Annotated in this window: 20 protein-coding genes and 1 riboswitch; of the genes, 6 read left to right on the forward strand and 14 right to left on the reverse strand. The window is 68.3% G+C overall.

Translation table 11 applies throughout. The features are described 5' to 3' along the window. Window positions 1-18: 18 nt before the first annotated feature. From C5E06_RS13390 to C5E06_RS13410, 5 genes are all read right to left on the reverse strand, one after another. Entirely contained in the window at window positions 19-906 is an 888-nt protein-coding gene (locus C5E06_RS13390; RefSeq protein WP_104242554.1) for a bifunctional methylenetetrahydrofolate dehydrogenase/methenyltetrahydrofolate cyclohydrolase, read from the reverse strand. Next, a complete protein-coding gene (gene glyA / locus C5E06_RS13395; protein WP_104307136.1) occupies window positions 903-2,198 on the reverse strand; it encodes a serine hydroxymethyltransferase in 1,296 nt (431 codons plus the stop codon). Before glyA ends, C5E06_RS13390 begins: the two co-directional genes overlap by 4 nt. Window positions 2,199-2,247: 49 nt before the next feature. Further along, window positions 2,248-2,332, reverse strand: a riboswitch (ZMP/ZTP riboswitch). Window positions 2,333-2,335: 3 nt separating this feature from the next. Beyond that, window positions 2,336-2,965: a Pr6Pr family membrane protein gene (locus C5E06_RS13400; RefSeq protein ID WP_104307137.1), complete on the reverse strand. Its 630-nt coding sequence runs from the start codon at window positions 2,963-2,965 to the stop codon at window positions 2,336-2,338. A 102-nt stretch (window positions 2,966-3,067) separates the two neighbouring features. Beyond that, window positions 3,068-3,862: an AraC family transcriptional regulator gene (locus C5E06_RS13405; RefSeq protein WP_146081055.1), complete on the reverse strand. Its 795-nt coding sequence runs from the start codon at window positions 3,860-3,862 to the stop codon at window positions 3,068-3,070. Window positions 3,863-4,176: 314 nt separating this feature from the next. Continuing rightward, window positions 4,177-7,650, reverse strand: a complete 3,474-nt coding sequence (locus C5E06_RS13410) for a proline dehydrogenase family protein (protein WP_104307139.1) — start codon at window positions 7,648-7,650, stop codon at window positions 4,177-4,179. A gap of 83 nt (window positions 7,651-7,733) precedes the next feature. Here C5E06_RS13410 and C5E06_RS13415 point away from each other — a divergent pair, with 83 nt between their 5' ends. Then, on the forward strand, window positions 7,734-8,714 hold the full coding sequence (locus C5E06_RS13415; RefSeq protein WP_104307303.1) for a LysR family transcriptional regulator: 981 nt from the start codon (window positions 7,734-7,736) through the stop codon (window positions 8,712-8,714). On the opposite strand, the gene C5E06_RS13420 is transcribed toward C5E06_RS13415, so the two are convergent. Continuing rightward, a complete protein-coding gene (locus C5E06_RS13420; RefSeq protein ID WP_104307140.1) occupies window positions 8,629-9,888 on the reverse strand; it encodes an MFS transporter in 1,260 nt (419 codons plus the stop codon). The genes C5E06_RS13415 and C5E06_RS13420 overlap by 86 nt on opposite strands. Window positions 9,889-10,034: 146 nt before the next feature. Here C5E06_RS13420 and purU point away from each other — a divergent pair, with 146 nt between their 5' ends. Both purU and C5E06_RS13430 read left to right on the forward strand, forming a co-directional pair. Beyond that, a complete protein-coding gene (gene purU, locus C5E06_RS13425; protein WP_374953203.1) occupies window positions 10,035-10,892 on the forward strand; it encodes a formyltetrahydrofolate deformylase in 858 nt (285 codons plus the stop codon). A 405-nt stretch (window positions 10,893-11,297) separates the two neighbouring features. Further along, complete coding sequence (locus tag C5E06_RS13430; protein ID WP_181062978.1) at window positions 11,298-12,044, forward strand: endonuclease domain-containing protein; 747 nt, start codon at window positions 11,298-11,300, stop codon at window positions 12,042-12,044. 59 nt (window positions 12,045-12,103) lie between these two features. Here C5E06_RS13430 and C5E06_RS13435 read toward each other — a convergent pair whose 3' ends face one another. Continuing rightward, window positions 12,104-12,706: a TetR/AcrR family transcriptional regulator gene (locus tag C5E06_RS13435; protein WP_181062979.1), complete on the reverse strand. Its 603-nt coding sequence runs from the start codon at window positions 12,704-12,706 to the stop codon at window positions 12,104-12,106. A gap of 87 nt (window positions 12,707-12,793) precedes the next feature. Here C5E06_RS13435 and C5E06_RS13440 point away from each other — a divergent pair, with 87 nt between their 5' ends. Next, window positions 12,794-13,060, forward strand: a complete 267-nt coding sequence (locus C5E06_RS13440; RefSeq protein WP_104307143.1) for a hypothetical protein — start codon at window positions 12,794-12,796, stop codon at window positions 13,058-13,060. Next, complete coding sequence (locus tag C5E06_RS13445; protein ID WP_104307144.1) at window positions 13,057-13,983, forward strand: NAD-dependent epimerase/dehydratase family protein; 927 nt, start codon at window positions 13,057-13,059, stop codon at window positions 13,981-13,983. The genes C5E06_RS13440 and C5E06_RS13445 overlap by 4 nt, the downstream gene beginning before the upstream one ends. A gap of 449 nt (window positions 13,984-14,432) precedes the next feature. Here the strand turns inward: C5E06_RS13445 and C5E06_RS13450 are convergent, their stop codons facing one another. The 4 genes from C5E06_RS13450 to C5E06_RS13465 form a co-directional block, all read right to left on the reverse strand. Further along, window positions 14,433-16,583: an anthranilate synthase component I gene (locus C5E06_RS13450; protein ID WP_258067610.1), complete on the reverse strand. Its 2,151-nt coding sequence runs from the start codon at window positions 16,581-16,583 to the stop codon at window positions 14,433-14,435. A gap of 24 nt (window positions 16,584-16,607) precedes the next feature. After that, entirely contained in the window at window positions 16,608-18,386 is a 1,779-nt protein-coding gene (locus C5E06_RS13455) for a chromosome partitioning protein (protein ID WP_104307145.1), read from the reverse strand. A 16-nt stretch (window positions 18,387-18,402) separates the two neighbouring features. Beyond that, the gene (locus C5E06_RS13460; protein WP_104307146.1) at window positions 18,403-19,401 is read right to left on the reverse strand and encodes a malate dehydrogenase; all 999 of its coding nucleotides are present in this window, start codon (window positions 19,399-19,401) and stop codon (window positions 18,403-18,405) included. 97 nt (window positions 19,402-19,498) lie between these two features. Next, window positions 19,499-20,716: an NADP-dependent isocitrate dehydrogenase gene (locus C5E06_RS13465; RefSeq protein WP_104242572.1), complete on the reverse strand. Its 1,218-nt coding sequence runs from the start codon at window positions 20,714-20,716 to the stop codon at window positions 19,499-19,501. Between the two features lie 86 nt (window positions 20,717-20,802). On the opposite strand from C5E06_RS13465, the gene C5E06_RS13470 reads away from it, so the two are divergent. After that, on the forward strand, window positions 20,803-21,279 hold the full coding sequence (locus tag C5E06_RS13470) for a GNAT family N-acetyltransferase (RefSeq protein WP_104242574.1): 477 nt from the start codon (window positions 20,803-20,805) through the stop codon (window positions 21,277-21,279). A 118-nt stretch (window positions 21,280-21,397) separates the two neighbouring features. Here the strand turns inward: C5E06_RS13470 and C5E06_RS19670 are convergent, their stop codons facing one another. The 3 genes from C5E06_RS19670 to purN form a co-directional block, all read right to left on the reverse strand. Next, on the reverse strand, window positions 21,398-22,699 hold the full coding sequence (locus tag C5E06_RS19670; protein WP_258067613.1) for a dimethylarginine dimethylaminohydrolase family protein: 1,302 nt from the start codon (window positions 22,697-22,699) through the stop codon (window positions 21,398-21,400). Window positions 22,700-22,766: 67 nt separating this feature from the next. Continuing rightward, complete coding sequence (gene purH / locus C5E06_RS13480) at window positions 22,767-24,413, reverse strand: bifunctional phosphoribosylaminoimidazolecarboxamide formyltransferase/IMP cyclohydrolase (protein ID WP_104307147.1); 1,647 nt, start codon at window positions 24,411-24,413, stop codon at window positions 22,767-22,769. After that, a complete protein-coding gene (gene purN / locus C5E06_RS13485; RefSeq protein WP_104299407.1) occupies window positions 24,410-25,018 on the reverse strand; it encodes a phosphoribosylglycinamide formyltransferase in 609 nt (202 codons plus the stop codon). Before purN ends, purH begins: the two co-directional genes overlap by 4 nt. Window positions 25,019-25,032 lie beyond the last annotated feature (14 nt).

Here is a 25,032-nt window from a genome sequence, read left to right on the forward strand (position 1 = left end):
TTGGCACGAACCCGGTTGTTAGACCGCCGGGTTCAGGCGCTCGGCCTGCTCGACGACGTTCTCGAGGAGCAGCGCCCGCGTCATGGGGCCGACACCGCCGGGGTTCGGCGATACCCAGGCGGCCACGTCCCAGACTCCCGGGTCGACGTCGCCCGCGACTCTGGACTTGCCCGTCTCCGGGTCTTCGATGCGGCTGACGCCGACGTCGAGGACAGCGGCGCCCGGCTTGACCCACTCGGGGCGTACGATGCCGGCGACACCGGCAGCCGACACGATGACGTCAGCCTCACGTGCCAGCACGCCGATGTCGGGCGTGCCCGTGTGGGTGAGCGTGACCGTCGCGTTGTTCTCGCGTCGTGTGAGGAGCGGACCGATCGAGCGGCCGACCGTCACGCCACGGCCGATGACGAGCACGTGCTTGCCGTTGAGCGAGATGTCGTTGCGGCGGAGCAGCTCGATCACGCCGCGGGGCGTGCAGGGCAGCGGCGTCGTGATCGGGTCGTTGGCGTTCAGCACCAGACGTCCCAGGTTGGTGGGATGCAGCCCGTCCGCGTCCTTCGACGGGTCGATGCGCTCGATCACACGGTCCTGGTCGATGTGCTTCGGCAGCGGCAGCTGCACGATGTAGCCCGTGCACGCGGGATCGGCGTTGAGGCGGTCGATCTCCGCTTCGAGCTCCTCCTGCGTGGTCTCGGTCGGGAGGTCGACGCGAATCGACTCGATGCCGACCTCAGCGCAGTCGCGGTGCTTGCCCGCGACGTACCACTTCGACCCGGGGTCTTCTCCGACGAGGATCGTGCCGAGTCCGGGGACGACGCCTCGCCCCGCGAGCGCGGCTACGCGCTCCCGCAGCTCGGCCTTGATCTCGGCCGCGGCCTTCTTGCCGTCAAGTGAGGCAGCCGTCATGCTTCGCCGAGGCCCGGGTAGAGCGGGAATGCGTCGGCGAGCGCCTTGGTGCGGGCACGCAGAGCCGGCACGTCGGCGTCGGGGAGGAGCGCCAGCGAGATGACGTCGGCGACCTCGGTGAACTCTGCGTCGCCGAAGCCGCGCGTCGCGAGAGCGGGCGTGCCGATCCGCAGACCCGAGGTGACCAGCGGCGGGCGCGGGTCGTTGGGGACCGCGTTGCGGTTGACGGTGACGCCGACCTCGTGCAGGAGGTCCTCGGCCTGCTTGCCATCGATCTCAGCGTTGCGGAGGTCGACGAGGATGAGGTGCACGTCGGTTCCACCCGAGCGGACCGAGATGCCGGCCTCAGCCACGTCTGCCTGCTGGAGGCGGTCGGCGACGATCTTCGCGCCGCGCAGCGTGCGCTCCTGGCGGTCCTTGAAGTCGTCGCTCGCGGCGAGCTTGAACGCGGTCGCCTTGCCGGCGATGACGTGCATGAGCGGGCCACCCTGCTGGCCGGGGAAGACGGCGGTGTTGATCTTCTTGGCCAGGTCGGCGTCGTTCGTCAGGATGAAGCCGGAGCGCGGCCCGCCGATGGTCTTGTGCACCGTGCTGGACGTGACGTGCGCGTGGGGCACCGGGTTCGGGTGCAGGCCAGCGGCGACGAGTCCGGCGAAGTGCGCCATGTCGACCCACAGGTAGGCGCCGACCTCGTCGGCGATCGCGCGGAACTTCGCGAAGTCGAGCTGACGGGGGTACGCCGACCAACCGGCGACGATGACCTTGGGCTTGTGCTCGAGTGCGAGCTCGCGCACCTGCTCCATGTCGATCTGCGAGGTCTCTGCGTCGACGCCGTACGCGACGATGTTGTAGAGGCGGCCGGAGAAGTTGATCTTCATGCCGTGCGTGAGGTGTCCGCCGTGGTCGAGCGACAGGCCGAGCAGCGTGTCGCCGGGACGGGCGAGGGCGTGCATGACGGCGGCGTTGGCCGTCGCGCCGGAGTGCGGCTGCACGTTCGCGAAAGCCGCGCCGAACAGCGACTTCGCGCGCTCGATGGCGAGGTTCTCAGCCACGTCGACGACTTCGCAGCCGCCGTAGTAGCGACGTCCGGGGTAGCCCTCGGCGTACTTGTTGGTGAGAACGCTGCCCGTTGCCTCGAGGACGGCGCGCGGAACGAAGTTCTCGCTGGCGATCATCTCGAGCGTGGAGCGCTGGCGGTCGAGCTCCTGCTCGAGAACCGCAGCGATCTCAGGGTCTACTTCACTCAGCGGCGCGTTGAATGCATCAAGAGGGGCGTTGAACGTATCGGTCACGAAGACTCCTTCAGGAAACCGGATGGCACGGCGAACATGTGGTCGTGAACCGGCGAGCCCAGGCGAACGGCTCGAGAACCCGAAGAGCCGCTCCCTGGTGGTGACCCACCTGAACGCCAGTCGCGGCCGCGATAAGTCTACCGCGACTTGGCTGGCCTCCGCGAGAGCAGTGTCACGAGCCAGGTCAACGCCAGGCCGAGTGCGACGAGGCCGATGATGGTCAGCACGACGGGCGCGTAGCCCTGGTTCGTCGGGTTCAGGAACGGGTAGGGGTACCAGCCGGTGAGGTTGCCGCGGATGAGGGAGAACGCCGCGTATCCGGCGGGGAAGATGAGCCAGATGAGCGCGGGCGCGAAGCGGATGCGCTTGGTCGGCCGGTCGATGAGGAGATCGATCAGCATGACGACGGGCATGACGTAATGCAGCACGGTGTTGTTCCACGGCACGGCCGTGAAGTCGACGTCGCTCAGGCCGGAGAGCAGCAGGGAGAACCCGATGCCGACGATGAGGATGTAGACCGCCACTGCCGCACGGAAGGCGTTGATCCGCGCGCCCTGCGCATTCGCGGCGGTCGCGACTCCGCTGATCAGCAGCGAGAGGACAACGAGGATGTTCGTCTCGATCGTGAAGTACGCGAAGAACTGATCCGGCACCCAGGTTCCGCGTTCCATGATCGTTGCTATCTCCGACACGATGGAGGAGAAGGCGAGCAGACCGAGCCCGATCTTGGCGGTGACCAGCGCGGGGCGGTGAATCGACGAAGCCACGAGGCGTCCTTTGATCGGCGGCGGGGAATCCTTGATCGCGGTTCTCCGCATTCGACGGAGAGCCGCCGTGCGTGCGGGAGTCGCAGGGATGAGGCTACGCGGTCAGACGTTCTCTCTGCGGTAGTCGGCGGGTGTCACGCCGAGTTTGGAGAGAAAATGCCGCCGCATCGTTGTCGCGTCCCCGAATCCCGCCGCAGCCGACACCTCGCTGAGTGGCATGGCCGGCTGCTCGAGGAGGATCGCGGCGGCAGATCTCACTCTGCGCGCGGCGATGAGCCCGGCGACACCCTCGCCGTGCTCCGCGAGGTCGCGGTACAGCTTGCGGCGGCTGATGTGCAGCGCTCGCGCGATGCTGTCCGCATCGAAGCCCTGCAGCACGTGGTACTTCTCGATGAGGTCGTGCACGGCGACCTGCAGGCGCAGCGACTGCTGGGCCGGAGTCATCGTCGCCGGCACGACCTGCAAGAGGGCGGAGCGGAGCAGGTCGTAGAGCACCGGCTCGGCGAGCCCCGACGACACCTGCCCGCTGCCCTCCGCGGTGGCGTCCTCGACGAGGTAGCGACCGACGAACGCCAGGAAGGCGGACGTGAGCGCACTCTCGGGCAGACGCACCGGCCACTGGCCGCCCGTGACCCGCGAGTCCTTCGAGATGTCGTCGATGGGGACTGCCATGCCGAGCGTCTCGACCACGCCGATGCTCGCGGTGACGAGCGGATGCGTCGAGTTCACGACAAGCACGTCCCCCGGCCCCAGCACGCCCGTGTGCTTCCCATTCCGGTACTTCAGCGAACCCCGCAGCATGCCGATCGCGATGAGCTTCTCGTGCGCATCCCGAGTGAAGTCCTCCCCGCCGCGCTCGACGCCGGAGCTCGTGCGCAGCGTTCCGTAGAGATGCACCGAACCGACGAAGGCTTCGAGAGTGTATGCGTGGAACGCCGCGGTAGCGGACGAATTCACCGGCTTGGAGAGACCGAAGAATTCGGCAATCCCGGATTCCCCGTGGAATTCTCGGAATGCGCCGGAAACGAGATCATCCGTCGAGAAATGCGCGAACGGCTCCCCCGTGTGCGCGATCCTCGCGATCCAAGCACTGAGATCCTGCCTCGAACTCTCAAGCACCGAATACCCCCGAAAACAACCGCCCGAACTTCACGCAAGGATACCGAGAATTACCCGACGGTCGAAATGGAGGCGAATGCAGCGACGTCAGTTCAGCGCGAGAGAAGCCCCTCCGTGAGCCCATTCGGCGTTCCGAAACGGTGCGCGGTAATCGAGACAGCCTGCTCTCGCAGGAACGGCAGCAGCTCCACGCGGCCGGCCTCGGTCACCTCTCCCGAATAGATGGCGAGGTCGACACGGCCATCCACGGCTCGTGCAAGCGCCACGGGATCGCCGCCGATCATGCGCATGCGCCCGGCATGCAGCGAGCCAGCCGAGCCGAGGAACTCTGCATCGCTCTCGGTTCGCATCGGCACGCCGGCGCCGGCGAGGGCAGCCTTCGCCGAGGACGGCAGGGCAACACCCGTCGACACGCGCAGACGAGCACTCGCGACGAGACCCGCCGAGATCACCCGAAGGAGATCCGCGACCCGGGCATCCTCGGAGAGCCGCACGACGATCTCGCCGGGGAACGTCAGGTAGCGGAACACGTTTCGCTCCGCATACAGCGCCTGCACGTCGCGGTCACGTCCGAACTCCTCAGCCCAGGCGCGGGCGTCGCTGCCGAGCGCACGCTCGAGCATCACCGTGTCGGCGTCGGAGAGCGCAGAAGGGTTCGCCTTCGCGACCGCCTTCGCCGCGTCGAGCAGCGACTGCGCGCCGGCATCGACGATGGGAGCCGAGAGGGCGGAGGCCGACCGCTGCCACGTGCCGAGACCGACGAGGTAGTTCGGCCCGCCCGCCTTGGTCGTGCATCCCACGACCGACTTCTTCCAGCCGCCGAACGGCTGACGCTGCACGATGGCGCCCGTGATGCCGCGGTTGACGTAGAGGTTGCCCGCCTGGATGGTGTCGAGCCACTGCGAGACCTCGCCGCGGTCGAGCGAGTGGATGCCCGAGGTCAGTCCGTAGTCGACCTCGTTGACGATCTCGATGGCCTCCTCGAGCGTGTCGGCCGTCATGATGCCGAGGATCGGGCCGAAGTACTCGACGAGGTGGAACTCGGAACCGCGCTCCACGCCCACCCGCACTCCAGGACTCCAGAGCTTGCCGCTGTCGTCGAGCTGCTTCGGCTCCACTGCCCACCGTTCCCCCGCCCCGAGATTCGTGAGTCCGTCGAGCAGCTTCCCGGAGGCTGGCGTGATGATCGGCCCCATCTGCGATGCGGCATCCCACGGATAGCCGACCGTGAGGGAGCGCACCGCGTCGAGGAGCTGCTCGCGGAAGCGGCGCGAACGCTGCGCCTGCCCGACGAGCACCACGAGCGACGATGCGGAGCACTTCTGGCCGGCGTGACCGAATGCCGAGGCGACGACGTCCTTCGCAGCCAGGTCGTAATCGGCGCTCGGCGTGACGATGATGGCGTTCTTGCCACTCGTCTCCGCGAGCAGCGGCAGCTCGGGGCGGAACGAACGGAACAGCGCAGCGGTCTCGATGCCGCCCGTCAGGATGACGCGATCGACCGAGGGGTTCTTGATGAGCTCACTGCCGAGCTCACGGTCCGAGAACTGCACGTACTGCAGCACCTCACGCGGCACCCCCGCCTCCCAGAGCGCCTCGACCATGACGGCGCCGCAGCGCGCAGCTGGCCGCGCGGGCTTGATGATGACGGACGCGCCGGCCGCGAGCGCGGCGAGCGTCGACCCCGCTGGAATCGCGATGGGGAAGTTCCAGGGCGGCGTCACGACGATGACCTTCGACGGCACGAACGACGCACCGTCGACGGCGTCGAGACCGCGCGCGAGTTCCGCGTAGTAATGGGCGAAGTCGATCGCCTCCGAGATCTCGGGGTCCGACTGGTCGAGCGTCTTCCCGGCCTCCGACGCAGCCACCTCCATGAGGTCCGCGCGTCGACGCTCCAGCGCGTCACCAGCCCGGTGCAGCACCTCCGCGCGTTCCGCGCCGGACAGCGCACCCCACGACTGGCTGCCCGCGACGGCACGCGTGACCCGTGCATCCAGTTCGCCGAGCGTGCCGACCGTGTTGGCGTCGATCGTCTCCGCGCCGAGGGTCGAAGCCCGCGCACGCTCGCGGATGCCGCGCGCCCAGGCCTGGTTCGCGGGGAGCGACGGATCCGTGTCCGGCGTCTCCTCGAAGCGGTCGGCTGGCAGCGCCACCGGCTCGGCAGTGCGGTCCTGCACTCGGTTGCTGGGAGGGACGACGCGGTCGAGCGCATCGAGGGAGGCGACGAACCGCTGCGACTCGCGCTCGAACAGCTCCTCGTTGTCGGCCAGCTCGAACACCGCCGACATGAAGTTGTCCTGGCTCGCCCCCTCCTCGAGACGACGGATGAGATACGCGATGGCCACGTCGAACTCCTGCGGGTGCACGACCGGCACGTAGAGGAGGAGCCCGCCGACCTCGCGCTTGACGACCTCAGCCTGGCTCTGCGCCATGCCGAGGAGCATCTCGTACTCGATGCCGTCCGTCGCTCCCCGGCGCTTCGCGAGCAACCAGGAGAAGGCGACGTCGAAGAGGTTGTGGCCCGCGACGCCGACGCGCACGTTCTTCACCCGCTCCGGGGTGAGGGCGTAGTCGATCACGCGCTTGTAGCTCGTGTCGGAGTCCTGCTTCGTCCCCCAGGTCGCGAGGGGCCAGCCGTGCAGGGACGCCTCGACACGCTCCATCGGCAGGTTCGCGCCCTTCACGAGGCGCACCTTGATGGGGGCGCCGCCGCGGGCGACGCGCTCCGCCGACCATTCCTGCAGGCGCATCATCGCCGACAGCGCGTCTGGCAGGTAGGCCTGCAGCACGATGCCGGCCTCGAGGCTCAGGAACTCGGGGGCGTCCAGGATGCGCGTGAAGACCGCCATGGTCATCTCGAGATCCTTGTACTCCTCCATGTCGAGGTTGATGAACTTGCGGTTCGGGCTCTCGACCGCGAGGCGGTACAGGGGCGTGAGCTCCTCGACGACGTCGGTGACGGCTTCCTCGAACGCCCACGGCTGGTGCGGTGCCGTCGTCGAGGAGACCTTGATCGAGACGTAGTCGACGTCGTCGCGCGCGAGGAGCTTCGTGGTGCCCTCGAGGCGGCGGGCCGCCTCCTTCTTGCCCAGCACGGCCTCGCCGAGCAGGTTCAGGTTGAGCCGCACGCCCTTGCCCCGGATCTGCTCGATGGCCGGCCCCAGCTTCGCGTCCGTCGCGTCGATGATGAGGTGGCCGACCATGTCGCGGAGCACCTTGCGGGCCACCGGCACGACGACCCCGGGAAGGATCGGGGCCACGGCGCCTCCGACGCGCACGGCGCTCTTCATGTACCAGGGCAGGAATCCGGGCACCTCGTCGGCGATCGAGCCGAGCTTGCGTGCCGCGACCTTGAGGTCCTCGGGGCGCACGACGCCGTCGACGAAGCCGACCGTGAAGTCGAGCCCCCGCGGGTCCTTGAGCACTCCGGCGAGCTGAGCGGCGGATGCATCCACCGGGATCTCGGCGGCCTCCGTGAGCCAGCGACGCACGAGTGCGACTGCCTCCGGCGCGAGGTCGGTGAGGGAATCTGCGGGGAAGACAGGCGTCACGGTGGCGGTCATGTGACCCAGTATCAGCACCGGACTTCCGTTAGGTAAAGTGAAGGAAATTGACGCGTTTTCATCAGCACGTGTGATGATTGATCATGCTCGACGTACGCAAGCTCCGACTCCTCCGCGAAGTGCAGCTGCGCGGCACCCTGGCCGAAGTCGCCAAGGCCCTCAACTTCTCTCCGTCGGCCGTCTCCCAGCAGCTCTCAGCACTCGAGGCCGAGCTCGGCGTCGAACTCCTCCGCAAGCACGGACGCCGTGTGCAGCTCACCCAGCAGGCCGAGATCCTCGCCGGACACACCGCTGAGATCCTCGAACGCCTCGAGATCGCCGAGCAGGAAGTGCTCGCCTCCTTCACCAGCGCCGTCGGCACCGTCCGCCTCGCCGTCTTCCAATCCGCGGCGCTCACCCTCATCCCACCGCTGCTTCGCGTGCTCGCCGAAGAGCACCCAGGGCTCCGCATCGAGATGGTGCAGCACGAACCGGAGTCGGCGCTGTTCGACACCTTCGCCGGCGACTTCGACGTCGTCGTCGCGGAGCAGTACCCGGGCCACGCCGCCCCGCACCACCCCGGCCTCGACAAGCGCCTCCTCACCGACGACGCCCTCCGTCTCGCCGTGCCCGTCGACTCCCCCGTGACCACGCTCGCCGACACCAGAGACCTCGCCTGGGTCATGGAACCGCAGGGCTCCGCGTCGCGCCACTGGGGCGAGCAGCAGTGCCGCGTCGCCGGCTTCGAGCCGGACGTCCGCTACGAGACCGCCGACCTGCAGGCGCAGATGCGCTTCATCGAGACCGGGCACGCAGTTGGCATCCTCAACGACCTCACCTGGGCGCACGCCGCCCCCAACGTGCGCTTCCTGCCGCTGACGGGCGTCCCACGACGCGAGATCTTCACGTCCATCCGCACCGCGAGCGCCGCATCGCCGACCATCGCCGCCGTCCGCGACGGACTGCAGAGGGTCGCCGACGACCTCAGCTCGACCGAGCTCAGCTCGACTGCTGGAGCGGGCGCCGAGCCAGCACCGCGTCGAGCACCAGGGCGCTCACAAGCCCCAAGCCGACCATCGCGATGAAGAACACGGGCAGCGCCACGAGCCCCGCCGCATCCAGCAGCAGACCGCCGACCAGCGCACCCGAGCCGATGCCGAAGTTGAAGCCAGACGTGTACAGGGCGCTCGACAGGTCGCGGTGGCGAGACGGGGCCGCGTTCAGGATGCGGGACTGCAGCAGCGGCGGCAGCACGCCCATCCCGAGACCCCAGATGACCAGCGCGATGAGCGCGACCGTCGTGTCGTGCGCGAAGAGCAACAGGGTCACCGCGATGAGCATCAAGAGGTAGCCCGTCGCCAGCCCCACCCGCGGCCGCGCCGTGAACACCACGCCGGCCAGCGCAGTGCCACCCGCAGACGCGATGCCGTACGCGAAGAGCACGAGGCTCAGCGTCTCGACCGGGAAGCCGATCACGTCGAGCGAGTACGGCGAGATGTACGAGTAGAACGCGTACTGGGCGGTCATCGTGATCAGCGTGATGACGCACAGCAGGATCACCGTCAGCAGGGAACGCTGCGCGAAGCGGATGCGCTTCACCGGCACCGCAGGCCCGTCGGAGTCATCCGGAAGCGCGATGGGCCGCGTGGAGAACGAGTCGTCGAGGTGATTCACCCGAGGCAGCAGGAACCAGAGGAGCACCGCGACGAGCAGCGTGATGACCGCAAGCGAGCCGAACGCGAAGCGCCAGCCGAACGCCTGACCCAGCGCCGTGCCGATCGGAACGCCGAGGACGTAGGCAATCGCCCCGCCGCCCAGCGTGATCGAGACAGCGCGCGTGAGCAGCTCCCTCGGGGCGATGAGCGAGATGTACGAGGCGACGACCGCCCAGAACACGCCGTGCGCGAGGCCCGTGATGACACGCGTCACGACGAGCCACGCATACGTGGGCGCGAACGCCGACGCGATCGAGCCGATCGCGAACACCGCGAGCACGACGACCAGCAGGGCATGACGCGGAACACGCTTCGTGAGTGCCGTCAGCGGCGTGCTCGTCAACACGACCGTGAACGCGAAGATCGTCATCAGCCAGCCGATCTCCGCGCGAGTCGCGCCCAGATCGACCGTCATGAGCTCGAGCAGCCCGGTCGGGAGCATCTCGATCGTGACGCTGATGAACGTCGAGAACGCGAGCGCGATGAGAGGGACGAGCGGCAGCTTGGGGGCAGACGTCAGCGGAGAAGAAGTGAGAGAAGTCATTCGCAGGATCCGAACGGCGCACTCCGGACGAGCGGGAAACCTCGTCAGGGAGTCGACTGCGTGCATACCGGCACGCCGGGGGCCGAGCGATCCGCTCGACCACGTCCGATTCTATACGGTGGCGTCAAGACGGCTACCCTGAACTCGTGATTCCAGAAGCGACTCGATGGGTGCTCACCCTCAACTGCCCAGACCAGCCAGGCATCGTCCACGCCGTCACGGGAGCCATCGTCGACTCCGCCGGCAACATCGAGGAGCTCCAGCAGTTCTCGTCGATCGACACTGGTCGCTTCTTCATGCGCGTGGACGTGCGCACCGACGCCAGCCGCGAGGAGCTCCTCGCGCGACTCGAGCCCGTCGCCGAGCGGTTCAGCGCGGAGGTCTCCCTCGACAACGCCGGCCGCCCCGTCCGCACCCTGGTCCTCGCGACCAAGGCCGGACACTGCGTCAACGACCTCCTCTTCCGCCAGCGCTCCGGCCACCTGCAGATCGACGTGCCGCTTGTGCTCGCCAACAACGAAGCCCTCAAGGGCCTCGCCGAGTTCTACGAGGTGCCGTTCGAGTACCTGCCCGTCACCGGACCCGACGAGAAGGCGGCATTCGAAGCGCGCATCCTCCAGGTCGTGGAGGAGCAGCAGATCGAGCTGGTCGTGCTCGCTCGCTACATGCAGATCCTCTCCCCCGAGCTGTGCGCGGAGCTCGCCGGCCGAGCCATCAACATCCACCACTCGTTCCTCCCCGGCTTCAAGGGCGCGAACCCCTACCGGCAGGCGCACGCGCGCGGCGTGAAGCTCATCGGAGCCACCGCCCACTTCGTGACCAGCGACCTCGACGAGGGCCCGATCATCGAGCAGAACGTCGTGCGCGTCGACCACACGCGGGCGCCCCAGGAGCTCATGGCCATCGGCCAGGACGAGGAATCTCGCACCCTCACGCAGGCCGTGAAGTGGTTCTCGGAGCACCGCGTTCTCCTCGACGGGCAGCGCACGATCATCTTCCACTGATCGGAGCGGATCGCTCCGGTCACGCCGAATCGCGCGCTGCGGGCGGCCCGCGCCTCCACCTCCGCCACTGCCGCTCCCGCTGGCCAACTTCCGTGATGATTCACCCCCGGCGGGCGCGGAGGCGGCTCTCCGCCCACGCTGATCCCGGAAGCTGACCGCGCACTTCGGAGCACCGAAGCTGTGGATAGGGCGATCCCCACAGCGAGCAGGCTGCTGGTCTCCTCGCCAGGCGAACTGCGTTGTGATGGGCGCATGCCTGCCCGGAAAGCCACCCGATCGCCAACGCCGCCCAGCGGTGGAGTCTTCTCGCGGACTGAGTGGGACGCGGCTGGCGGAACACGCCGCGAGCTCGACGCATCGCTCAGAAGTGAGTCCTTCAGGAGAATTTCGCCGGGGTGGTACGCCATGCCCGATGCGTCATCCGCCGTCGTGGAAGCCGTGCTGGGGCACACGCGAGCAACCTGCCTCACGGCGCTGAAGATCCTCGGGGCTTGGACCCCGCCCCACGCCGCGGCCCACGTCCGGCTCGCCGCGAGCGCGCCGGGCCGAACTCGCGCGACCTCACCGAGCTTGCACTCCGGGACCCTCGTCACACACCGCGCGTCTGTCCTCGAGGCCCGCCCGATACAGAAGCACGCGGTCGACGACATCGACCTCGCCCTGGAATGTGCGCTCCCGTGCCTCTCCACGCGCGATCTTGTCATCGTGGCCGACTCTGCGTTGCAGCTGCGCCTCACCACTCGAGATGCACTCACGAAAGTCGCCTCCCGTGTTCCGCTCTCAGCTCAGGCCAAGCTGAGGTTCGTGGATGCCCGGAGCCAATCTGGCACCGAGAGCATCGTCCGACTCTGGTTCCAGCTCCGCGGCATCGCCGTCCATCCGCAGTTCACGGTGGCTGGCGTCGGCAATGTGGACCTCCTGGTCGGCGATCGACTCATCATCGAGTGCGACTCCAAGGAGTTTCATGCGACCGAGTGGGACTCGCGCAACGATCGACGGAGAGACCTGGTGCTGAACAGGCTCGGCTTTCGAGTCCTCCGCTTGACCTACGAGCAGATCATGTTCGAGTGGCCGCGCGTCGAGGCCACGCTGCTCGCTCTCCTCGCCGACGGCAGCCACGTCCGCCGCTCGAGACGCCACAACAGGATGTGACCTACTCCCGGGACGAAGAGACGTGAACGCACTTTGAAACGCCGGGCCACACGCATGCATCACGCAAGTTGGCCCGGCTGAGGCACTGAGGACGTGGCGGGCGTCGCGAGCGCGGCAATTTGCGCGGCGAGGATGGACCGGCGGTCGGCGTGCTCCGACGTCGCGTCCAGCATGATGCCGCGGAGCTGTCCGAGCGTCCACCAACCATTGACCAGCGTGACGACGCTCAGGAGGACGTGCCGAGACTCCGCTTCGCTCAGCCACGGGCACGCTGAGCGAATGGCCTCGGCCTTGTCCGCGCAGCGCGCGACGCGTTCCCCCAGCGCGAGCCCCCCTTCGGTCTCGAGACCCTCCCAGGCCAGGAGCCTCGGCAGCTCGGGATGCTCGTCGTACCGGTCGAAGAGCGCTGCCGCGTACGCGCCGACGGATTCGGGTCCGGCACCGGTGAGTTCGGCCCCGTCGAAGATGCGCAGCAGGGCATGCTGCAGGACACTCGTGAAGAGCGCCTGCTTGTCACCGAAGTACTGGTAGATGCGCTCCTTGTTGACACCCGCATCCTTCGCGATTGCGTCGACCCTGGATCCCGCGAAGCCTCGCTCGCTGAAGTGCCTCGTCGCCGACTCCAGGAGCAGCTGCTTCGTTCGTTCCGTGTCCCAGGCCATGGGCAATGGTACCAACTCCAACCGCATAGTTGCTTTTCAACTGTTCCCAGCCTAGGCTCCATCTCCAACCGAACGTTTAGAGTACGCATGCCCCCGATCTCAATCCACGAGCGCGCCTTCATCACCTGGCTCGCGATCTTCCCGCTCGTATCGCTCGTCGGCGCGCTGCTGGCCTCATTCACCGGCACCTGGCCAGGCCTGCTCGCGACCGCGCTTCTCACCGCCATCGTTGTCGTGCTCGCCGTCTACCTGGTGGTCCCCCAGCTCACGAAGCTCTACCTCCGCGTCCTCCGCCGTAGACAAAAGCCCGACGCTGGGGTTCGCGCCAGGCCGCAGGTTGAGCCCACCGCATGAGAGCGCTTGTCATAGGGGCGAGCGGTGCGGTCGGCACCAGCATCGCGGAGCTCCTCGAGATCGCCGGGCACGAGGTGACTCGGGCAGCCCGGCGGCGACACCCTGACGCCGTGACCGTCGACCTCCGCGGAAACGTGCGCGGTTTCGCGCAGCTCGCTCCGCACCACCACGTCGTCATCAATGCCTCAGGCGTCGAGAATCCCGACATGGTCATGCACCTCGGCGGTGCCACGCTCGTCGACATCTCAGCGACCGGTTCCTACCTCGCAGCACTCCGGCGCGCGGCAGACTCCACCGGCGCGTCAGTTGTCCTCGGGGCCGGCCTCGCGCCCGGTCTCAGCACGGCGCTCGTCGGAGAACTGGAGGCGAAGCCCGGCGACGAGATCGACGTCGCGATCATGCTCGGTTCCGGCGAGAAGCACGGCGCAGCGGCAGTCGCCTGGACGAAGTCGCTCGCAGGTTCGGAGATCGCCTCAAGACCAGAGACCAAGACGATCAGCAACTTCCGCGAGCGACGAACCCTGCCCGGCGGCGACGGCAAGCAACGAAGGTACCTGAGGGCCGATTTCCCCGACCACACCCTGCTCGGCGCAGCCGGCGGGTACGCGGTCCGGAGCTACCTGGCGCTGAGCTCGCGGCCGCTGACCCGAGCGCTGGCCGTCGTTGGCGCCATCCCCCAGCTCTCGAGTGTCATCAGCGCAGCGCCAGCCCTCGGCGACGACTCGTGGGCCCTCGCGGCGATCAACCGGCGCACGGGTGAGCGGCGGACAGCCTCCGGTCGCAACCAATCTCGAGCGACGGCTGAGCTCACGGCGCTCCTCGCTGAGCGATCGGCCGTCGTCGGGATGCACGGGTGGTGCGTGACGGCGCACGATCTCGCGACATCTGGGGAGCTCACGGCGGCGCTTAGCACCCGCAGCTGACTCCCCCGCCCGGCCAGCTTCCGGGACAAGAGCCCTCAGATAGCTTCGAGCGCGACCAACCCCGCCCATCCATCACGAGAGTTGGCGGGCGCGTGCACGTACGGAAGGGCTCGGCGCTCGTCCTCACTCGTTGCCGACCTGCCGCGCAGCAGAGAAGCGCTCGCAGCGTCGCATGGGGAACCAGGCATGTCGCCAGCGCATGACACAGCGCACACCACGTCCACCGGGGCCAACTCCCGGGATGAGAAACCCCGGAACGCATCCTCTGCGGGCAGACACGTCGATACCTCACGGAAGCTGGCCAGAGGGGGGACGGGGAGCGCTACGCGATCCAGAAAAGTGCTCCACAGATGCGCGACACCCAGGGGCGTCACGGACGAGCAACGCCAACGGCCGCAGCGCCGGTGGCGGCGGCGAGACGGGAGGTCGCCACCGCCCCCGAATCCGCCTCAGGCGGCGGGGACTCGGGCCGGGATGCGTTCCATGACGGCTTCGATGATGCGCTTCCCGGCAGAATCGCGCAGGGTCATGAGCGATTCCGGGTGGAACTGCACGGCGAAGATCGGCAGCTCACGGTGCTGGATGGCCATTGGGATGCCGTCGTCGTCGGAGGCGACGAGCACGAGGCTCTCGGGCATCGTCGCGGGGTCGATGTGCAGCGAGTGGTACCGGCCCGTGACGAACCGTTCGGGGAGTGCGTCCAGGAAGCCCGGGTTGGTGACGACGACCTCGCGTTCCTGGCCGTGCAGCGGGTACCCGAGCTGCCCGAGGGACGCGCCGAAGTACTCCCCGATGGCCTGCTGTCCGAGGCACACGCCGAAGACCGGCAGCGAGCGGTCGACGATCTCGTCGAGCAGCTCGGCGGACCTGAAGTCGCTCGGAGCGCCGGGCCCTGGCGACATGACGACCAGCGACGGCTGCTGCTCGTCGAGGATGCGCGCCATCTCCGCGCGCTCGATGCCCCCCTTCGGGATGCGGACCGTGCGCACCTCCGCGCCCGTCTCGCGCATGTACCCGGCGAGCATCTGCACGAACGAGTCCTCGTGGTCGAGGAAGAGGATGCGGTGCCCGACTCCGGAGCGCACTGCCTCGACCTCTGCGACGGGCTCGGGGGCGGCGCTCTCGGCGGAGGCGTCGAGCGCCTCGAGGAGCGCGGACGCCTTCATCTCCGTCTCGAGCTCTTCGGCTGCCGGGGTGGAGTCCATGAGGAGGGTGCCTCCCGCGCGAACCTCGGCGATGCCGTCGCGGATCATCGCGGTGCGGATCGTGAGGCCCGTGTTGACGTCGCCGTTGGCGAGGAGCACGCCGATGGCGCCGCCGTACCAGGTGCGGGGGCTGCGTTCGTGCTCGTCGATGAAGCGCATGGCCCAGATCTTCGGGGCCCCGGTGACGGTGACCGCCCACATGTGCGTGGCGAACGCGTCCAGTCCGTCGAACTCGGGCCGCAGCCTGCCCTCGACGTGGTCGACCGTGTGGATGACCTTCGAGTACAGCTCGACCTGCCGCCTGCCGATGATCTTGATCGATCCTGGCTCGCAGACGCGCGACTTGTCGTTGCGGTCGACGTCGGTGCACATCGTGAGTTCGGAGCGGTCCTTGTCGCTGTTGAGCAGTTCGAGGATGCGGTCGGCGTCTTCGATCGCGTCGGCCCCGCGGGCGATGGTGCCCGAGATCGGCACGGTCTCGACGCGGCTGCCGGCGACCCGGACGAACATCTCTGGGCTGGCGCTCACGAGGAACTCCTGGCCGCCGAGGTTCATGAGGGCTCCGTAGGGGGCCGGGTTGTTGCGCTTCAGGTAGGCGAAGACATCGGCGGGACTTGTGCGCACGGGACGGCGGAAGGCCTGCCCTGGCACGACCTCGAAGAGATCGCCGCGTGCGAACGAGGCCTTGGCAGATTCGACGAGGGCCGCGTACTCCCCCGGCTCGTGGTCGCGAGACGACTGGGCGGATGCTGCTGGCGAGACGAAGGGGCTGAGCACCTCGGTGCGGGGCATCCCCTCGGTCGAGGTCGTGCCGTCGGAGAACTCGAAGTCGTGCCTGGTGGCGTCGCCGCGCTGCCGGTCGACGGCGAGCACGGAGTCGGGCAGGAAGACGACGAGGTCGCGCTGGTCTCCGCCGTTCGGCGCCTCGAGGGCCTCGATCTGCCGGACGAGGTCGTAGCCGAACGAGCCGTAGAGCCCGAGGTGCGGGATGTCGTCCGGCATGGTCTCGATGATGGCGCGCAGCACGCTGAAGCTCGACCGCCTGCGGGTGCGCTGCTCCTCAGGGATGATCTCGTCACGCTGCGAGGTGACGTCGATCTCGACGTCGCCGTCGGCGAGCACTCGCACGGTGACTCCGTCGAGGCGCTCGAAGGCGGCGGTGAATGCGCGCAACGGGATGTTCCCGCGCTCGTTCAGCGTGCGCATGCGCAGCGCGAACCCGCGCCCCTCGATCATGAGCGGCGGATCGATGAAGCCGATGTCCCATCGCGTGTACCTGCCCGGGTACTCGACGCCGGACGAGAGGACGACGCCGTAGCGGTCGTTGAGACCGGTCTGGATGTCATCCATCTCTTCCGGGCTGGCAGCACGGGAGGTGTGGGAGATCGTGAGCACTGGGTTCCTAGGTCTGGAGTTCGGTCAGAGGCGTTCCGCGATGGCGGCGGTCGCGGTGCGCCACGCATCTCGCGTGGCTGGCTTGAGGCTCGAGACGCTGAGCTCGCCGCCGCCGACGAAGGCGTGGTCGTACGGTACCTCAACGACGGCCCGCGTGAGGCGCTCGAAGTGGTGGTGCAGGCGCTCCTTGAGCGCCTGGTCTTCCTTCGCGGAGGGGCTGGAGAGGATCGTGACGGCGTTCTCGAGCTTCTCCCCGAAGCCTCGCTCGCGGAGCCCGTCCGCGAGCCAGGCTGCGGACGCGGCGGTGTCCTCTCTGGCCGTGGAGACGATGACGAGCTGGTCGGCGACGTCGAGGGCCGCTTCCCAGTTGCTGGCGCGCATGTTGTTGCCGGTGTCGACGACGAGGACTCGGTAGAAGCGGCTCAGAGTGCGGTGCATGCGCGAGAAGGCCTCTGCGTCGATGATCGCCGCGGAGGCCGCGTCGTCATCGGATGCGAGCACGTCGAACTGCGCGTCACCCTGCGGTCGCACGAATCGGTCGACATCGGCGATGGTCGCGCCTCCCGACACCTCGAACCTCGGCAGCTGCCGCAGGAAGTCGACCGCCGTGTTGCGGTGGCTGCCGGCGTGCGAGCGCCACCCGAGGGTGCCGCGGGTCTCGTTGTTGTCCCAGGCGAGCGTGTAGCCGCCGCGGATCTCACCGAACGTGGCGGCGATCATGAGGGTCGCGGTGGTCTTGTGCGCGCCGCCCTTCGGGTTCATGACAACCACGGTGCGCGAGCCGTCGAACTGCCGCTGCACTCGTCGGATCTCGTCGCGCTTGACTCGCTCTGCCTCGCCTGGGCCGAGCTTGATGAGTCCGCCCGTTCCGAGGCGCAGGGCGCTACGCCATCCCTGCTGCGCCGGTGCCTCCGGTGCCGCCTGCTTGTCGGCGAGCAGGTCGGCGAGCGTCGGGGCGGAGGTGTCGCTCTTCCGGCGTTCCGGGGCGGTCGCGGATGCTGCCCTGGCGACCGCTCCTGCGGTGGCGGATGCTGCGACCGGGGCCGGGTTCGCCGGCTCTGGCGCCGTGCTCGGACGAGCCAGCTCACGCGCTGCCGACTCGGCGCGTTCGAGCTCCTCGAGTTCGCGCATCTGACGCGCATCCCGCGGGAATCTCGGCTGCCACGGCTGCGTGTCCTCGAGGCCGTCCTCGTCGATCCGGTCCTCGAACCAGACTGGGGGTGTCTCCGCGTTGGTCAGGGAGCCTGCCTCGTCCTCATGCTGGTCGGGGCTCTCGGGCGCTCGTCCGATCTCGGGAAGCCCCGCTTCGAGCACTGGCGCTGGCTGCGCGACCTCCGCTTCCTGGTCGAGGGCGTGGTGCATCATCTCGACCCTCGGGATGCGCACGGTCTCGTGCACGTTGCCCTGCGGAAGGAACCCGTCGCTGTTCCCTGCGGACGTCTCGTCGTGGCGGTCCTGGGTGGCGGGGTCGCCCGAAGGCTCGGGCGCTGTCGCGCCAGGGGCGAGTCGGTCGGTGAGCTCGTCCTCGCCGGGCGCCAGCTCTGCGACGTCCCCCGTTTCGACGAGGCCCCCGTCCGGGGAGACGCGGAGCGGGAAGACACCGTCGATGTCGATCGTGCGCAAGTCGATCACGATCTCGTCGCGCGTCGCACGGTCGACGACGCGCGTCATGATCGCCGAGCGGAGCTCATCCGCGTCGGCCGCGATGATGCGCTCGACCGAGTCGCCTTCCCGAATCTCGCCGACGCCGTCGCGGCGGATCAGCACCTCGAGCGCGAGGATGTCCGGTTCGGCATTGGTCATTGCAGCTCTTCTCACTTCAGGACGTCGACGGAACGAATCCGAGACTGACAACGGTATCGCGTTCGGCTTCGAGGTCTTCGACCGTCGCCGCGAGGCGCGTTCGCGTCAGCTCGCCGAGCTCGAGCCCCTGGACGACCTGCCAGTCGCCGCCGCTGGACGTGACCGGGACACCCGCGACGAGCCCTTCGGGAATGCCGTAATCGCCCTTCGAGGGGAGCGCGGCCGTCGTCCAGTCGCCTTCGGGGGTCCCGAGCACCCAGTCACGGACGTGGTCGACCGCGGCGGATGCAGCCGAGGCGGCAGAGGAAGCACCTCGCGCCGCGATGATCGCGGCTCCCCGCGTGGCAACCGTCGTGACGAACTCGCCATCGACCCAGGCGTCCTCGGCGATGCGCTCACGGATCGGGACACCTGCGATCGTGCCGTGATCGACGTCGGGGACCTGCGTGTTCGAGTGGTTTCCCCAGACGTGGATCCGAGAGACCTCGCCGGCGCCGACGCCGGCCTTCGCGGCGAGCTGAGCGATCGCGCGGTTGTGGTCGAGGCGCATCATGGCCGTGAAGCGCTCGCCCGGGACGTCCGGCGCTGCGGCTCGCGCGATCGCGGCGTTCGTGTTCGCGGGGTTGCCGACGACGAGCACGCGGACGTCATCGGCGGCGTGCTTCCCGATCGCGCGGCCCTGGGGCGCGAAGATGCCGCCGTTCGCTTCGAGCAGGTCGGCGCGGTCCATGCCCTCGCGCCTCGGCATCGACCCGACGAGGAGGGCGATGTTCGTCCCTTCGAAAGCCGCGTCCGCATCGTCGAAGACATCCACTGATCGGAGCAGCGGGAAGGCGCCGTCGGCGAGCTCAAGAGCCGTTCCCTCCGCCGCCTTGACCGCCTGCGGGATCTCCAGGAGCCGGAGCTCGACCGGAGTATCGCCGAGCATGGCGCCCGATGCGATACGGAAGAGGAGCGAGTAGCCGATGTTCCCGGCTGCTCCCGTGACGGTGATGCGGACTGGCGTGGTGCTCATGCCTCCACCCTATTCGGACAACGCAGAAGCCCCGCATGCTGCCGAGGCAGGATGCGGGGCTTCCGAGGCAAGAGCCTCGCGTGCGGTCGGGTGTCGCTTACGCGGACACTCGTGCTGCGAGGTTCTCGGCGATCGAGTTCATGAAGTCGTCGGTCGTCTGGAAGGGCGTGCCCTCGCCGACGAGCGCGGCGAGGTCCTTCGTCATCTTGCCCGACTCGACGGTCTCGATGACAACCTCTTCGAGGGCCTGCGTGAAGTCGATGAGCTCCTGGTTGCCGTCGAGCTTGCCGCGGTGCGCGAGGCCGCGCGTCCAGGCGTAGATCGAGGCGATCGGGTTCGTCGACGTGGGCTTGCCCTGCTGGTGCTGGCGGTAGTGGCGCGTGACCGTGCCGTGCGCCGCCTCGGCCTCGACGACCTTGCCGTCTGGAGTCGTGAGGACGCTCGTCATGAGGCCGAGCGAGCCGAAGCCCTGCGCGACGGTGTCGGACTGGACGTCGCCGTCGTAGTTCTTGCAGGCCCAGACGTAGCCGCCCTCCCACTTGAGCGAGGCCGCGACCATGTCGTCGATGAGGCGGTGCTCGTAGGTGATGCCTGCTGCGTCGAACTTCTCCTTGAACTCGGCCTCGAAGATCTCCTGGAAGATGTCCTTGAAGCGACCGTCGTACTTCTTGAGGATGGTGTTCTTCGTCGACAGGTACACGGGGTAGCCGCGCGTGAGGCCGTAGTTGAGCGAGGCGCGGGCGAAGTCGGTGATGGATGCGTCGAGGTTGTACTGCACCTGCGCGATTCCATCTCCCGGGGAGTGGAACACCTCGAACTTCTGCGGCTCGGAGCCGTCGTCCGGCGTGAACTCGACCGTGAGCTTGCCCTCTCCCGCGAAGCGGAAGTCGGTGGCACGGTACTGGTCGCCGAACGCGTGGCGGCCGACGATGATCGGCTTGTTCCAGCCCGGCACGAGGCGCGGGATGTTCGAGATGATGATGGGCTCGCGGAAGATGACGCCGCCCAGGATGTTGCGGATCGTGCCGTTCGGGGAGCGCCACATCTGCTTGAGGCCGAACTCCTCGACGCGTGCCTCGTCAGGGGTGATCGTCGCGCACTTGATGCCGACGCCGTGCTTCTGGATCGCGTGCGCCGCGTCGACCGTGATCTGGTCGTCCGTCTCGTCGCGCTTCTCGATGCCCAGGTCGTAGTACTCGAGGTTCACGTCGAGGTACGGGTGGATGAGCGTGTCCTTGATCTTCTGCCAGATGATGCGGGTCATCTCGTCGCCGTCGAGCTCGACAACCGTTCCTTCGACCTTGATCTTCGCCATAGAGTTCTCCTTCTGAGCGCGGTTTGCCTCCAGCTTACCGGGGCCGCATTCGGAGGATTACTCAGACGGAGCGCTACTCTGCATCCATGAGCGAGCTGTATATCGAAGAGCTGTCCGCCGACAACATCGTCGCCGCCAACACGCTCACACTGAAACCAGGCCAGGAGGCGTTCGTCGCGCCTGTCTCGCACTCCATCTCGGAGGCCTACGTCAGCCAGTCGACGTCGTGGCCGAGGGTCGTCGTGCTCGATGGTCGAGTCGTGGGCTTCATCATGGCCAACTTCGACGAGGACGCTCCCGACGAGCTGTTCCGGGCAACGATCATGCGCATGAACGTCGATGCCGATTACCAGCGCCGTGGGGTCGGGTCGTTCGCGGTGACGGCGATCCTCGATGAGGCTGCACGCCGCGGTTTCGACAAGGTGACCACCATCTGGGAAGAGGGCGACCTCGGGCCGGGCGACTTCTTCCGAAGCCTCGGGTTCGTCGTCACCGGCGAGACCCAGTACGGGGAGACGATCGGCGAGCGGGAGCTCAGCCAGCACGGAACCGGCTCGCTGTAAAGCAGTTCGATAGAGCCGTTCGACCGAAATCGCTGCCCGGCGTCTCACCCTCTTGCGGGACCGCGAGAGGGTGAAACGCCGGGCAGCGATCGTGGTGTGGTCGGGGATGCGGTCGCGTCTAGTAGGCGCGAGCCGACAGGCAGGTGACCCCGCCCTCGAGCTTCTCGAACTCCGAGATGTCGAGGGTGACGACGTTGTAGCCGAGGCGCTTCACGAGCTTCGCGGTCGCCGGCGCGGCAGCGGAGACGAGCACGGTGTCCGCATCCAGCGGCAGGATGCTCGCACCGAGCAGCTCGGGTGCCTCGATGTAGCCGCCGAACAGCGAGGGCTGCTCGAGCGCGGGAGTCCAGGCGAGGACGGTCCCATCGGGCAGGGCGGTCGCGACCGTCTTCAGGTGCAGCGCCCCGGTGATGGGCACCGCGACGACGCGGTAGCCGAGATCGAGCGCGATCTCGCGCAGCGCGCGGATGCCCTCGGCGTTCGTGCGGGTGGACGCGCCGACGTAGACGGTGTCGCCCGCGAGGAGCACGTCGCCCCCGTCGAGGGTTGCCGGGGCCTCGATCTCCATCGTGACGAACTCGGTCTCGGCGAGCGCCGCCCGGATGCCAGGCAGCTCGGCGCGACGGGACGCCGCCCCGCTGCGAGCCAGGATCGCGACCTGGCCGAGCACGATGACCTGGTCCTCGGTGAAGACCGAGTCCGGCATGGTCTCAGCCGCTGGCACCTCGCGGGTCTCCCACCCGTGCTCGTCCAGCAGCGCGACGTAGGACTCCCACTGCTCGTTGGCGCGATCGCGGTCGACCGCCGCGCGCTCCTGGAAGGTGACCTGGGCATCCTGCGGGTTCGCGGCGGGGATGCGCACGAGCGCCAGTTTGCTGTTCGACTCCGCGAACCGGCGGAGCTCCCCCGCGTGCGCGACGCGAGAGGACACCTCCCGGAGCATCTCGGCGACCTGCCGGCGGAACAGCGTCGGCCCGATGAGCGCTGTGAACACGGTGCCGGAGACGAGGAACACGAAGTTGAGCCCGAAGAACTCCGTGAAGATCGCGGACCACGTCTCGCTGGTGAACTCAGCGCCACCCGTCGCGAGCCGGACGACGTAGCCGACCGTGCCCGCGATGAGCGCGAGCACGAATCCGGCGATCGCGGCGATCCACCAGTTGCGGAGCCACCCGAGCCAGCCGACGAGCGTGACGAGGATCAGCAGGAGGAGCACCGGCAGCGAGTAGAAGTCGAACGTGTCGGTGAGCGTCGTGAGCGGCGAGATGACCCCGGTGAGGTCTCGCTCGTTCATGACGACGAGCGAGGTGAGGAGTGTCGCCAACGCGACGCCCATCGCCGCGACGAGTGCCGCGTTGAAGCGCGTTCCGCCGTCGAGCTCGCTGACGCGGGTGACGGGTTGGGAGTTCTTGGTGCTCAATTGCTGCTCTCGTGGGTCTCGATTGCGGACACGCTCAGATCGCGCGAGTCGCGCGGATCAGCGCGGATCAGTGGAAGAAGTGGCGCTCGCCCGTGAAGTACATCGTCACGCCCGCCTTCTCGGCGGCCGCGATGACCTCCTCGTCGCGGATGGATCCGCCCGGCTGCACGACGGCGCTCACGCCGGCCTCGAGCAGCACTTCGAGGCCGTCCGCGAACGGGAAGAACGCGTCGGACGCGGCGACGGACCCTGCGGCCCGCTCCCCCGCCCGCGAGACGGCGAGGTGGCAGGAGTCGACGCGGTTGACCTGCCCCATGCCGACTCCGACGGAGGCTCCGTCTGCGGCGAGGAGAATCGCGTTGGACTTCACGGCGCGGCAGGCTCGCCACGCGAACTCGAGGTCCTCGACGGTCTGCCCAGCGGCGGGGGCCCCGGCTACGAGCGTCCAGCTCTCGATGAGCGACACGCTCGGCTCGAAGCGGTCTGCGCTCTGGACGAGGAAGCCGCCGGAGATCTGACGCACCTCACGCTCCTCTGGAGCCGGGTCCGCGGGAAGCTGGAGGAGGCGGATGTTCTTCTTCGCGCGCAGCGCCTCGAGCGCCTCTGGCGCAAAGCTCGGCGCGATGACGACCTCGGTGAAGATCTTGGCGAGCGTCTGCGCCATCTCGAGCGAGACCTCGCGGTTGGCGGCGACGACGCCGCCGTAGGCGCTGACCGGGTCGCAGGCGTGCGCACGACGGTGGGCCTCGGTGATGGCCTCGGCCGGCGCGAGGCCTTCAGGCGCGATCGCGATGCCGCACGGGTTGGCGTGCTTGATGATGGCGACAGCCGGCGAGGTGTGGTCGAACGCCGCGCGGAGGGCCGCGTCGGCGTCGACGTAGTTGTTGTACGACATCTCCTTGCCGTGGAGCTGCTCGGCCTGGGCGATGCCCCGGCCGTCGGCGCGCCCGTACACGGCCGCGACCTGGTGCGAGTTCTCGCCGTAGCGGAGGACGGCGAGCTGGTCGCCCTCGATCGTGAAGGAGCTCGGGAGCGCGTCGGACGCCGAGCCGGCGGCGGGCTCCGCGGCTCCAGCGGCCTCGACCTCCAGGATGTGCGACGCGAACCACGCGCCGACGGCCTGGTCGTAGCTCGACGTGTGCTGGAACGCGGCGGCGGCGAGCGCGCGACGCGTCGACAGCGTCACACCTCCGCCAGAGATCTCGTCGAGAACCCTGGCGTAGTCGCTCGGTGACGTGACGATCGTGGCGTTCGCGAAGTTCTTTGCGGAGGCGCGCACGAGGGCGGGGCCGCCGATGTCGATTTGCTCGATGATCGCCGGAGCATCCGCCCCGGAGGCGACCGTCTCGACGAAGGGGTAGAGGTTCACGACGATGAGCTCGAACGGCTCGATGCCGAGCTCCTCGAGCTGGCGGAGGTGGTCGGCGATCCGCCGGTCGGCGAGGATCCCGGCGTGCACGCCGGGGTGCAGCGTCTTGACGCGACCGTCAAGCGACTCGGGGAACCCGGTCACCTGCTGCACGTCGGTGACGTCGAAGCCCGCCTCGCGGATGGTCTTCGCGGTCGAGCCGGTGGAGACGATCTCGACCCCGGCTGCCTGCAGTCCTGAGGCCAGCTCGAGCAGGCCGCTCTTGTCGCTCACGGACACGAGCGCGCGCTTGGGCTCGATCCGCTCGAGGGTGGTCAGCGATTCGTGTGAAGCGGGGCTGCTCATGCGTTGGCTCTTTCCTCGAGTGCGATTTCGCCGGAGGCCACGCCTCTGACGGTGTCTTCCAGCAGACGGCGCTCCGCGACCTTGATGCGGCCGTGGAGCAGCTCCTCGGTGTCACCGGGGAGTACGGGGATGCGGACGCGATCGACGATCGGACCGGTGTCGACGCCGTTGTCGACGATGATGATGGAGGCGCCCGTCTCGGCCACGCCGGCTTCGAGCGCGTCGCGCACGGCGTGGGCGCCAGGGAACTCGGGCAGGTACGCGGGGTGGGTGTTCAGGAGACGCGGGGCCAGCGCATCCACCATGGCGGGTGGCACGAGCCGCATGAATCCGGAGAGCAGCGTGAGGTCTGGCTCGAAGCTCTGGATCTGCGCGAGCAGCTCCGCTCCCCAGGCCTCACGGTCGGCGAAGTCCTTCGGCCGCACCACGAACGACGGGATGCCGAATTCCTGCGCGAGGGCGAGGCCTGCGGCAGGCCGATCGGCGCCGATCGCCACGATCTCGGCGCCCATGGGCGACGCGGAATCGGCGGAGGTCCGGAGTGTCTCGAGCAGCGCCTGCAGGTTCGAACCCGCGCCGGAGATGAGGACGACTACCTTGAGCACCGGGTCAGTCTAAT

The organism is Pseudoclavibacter sp. RFBI5, assembly GCF_002931395.1.
In the GTDB taxonomy this organism is placed as follows: Bacteria; Actinomycetota; Actinomycetes; order Actinomycetales; family Microbacteriaceae; genus Pseudoclavibacter.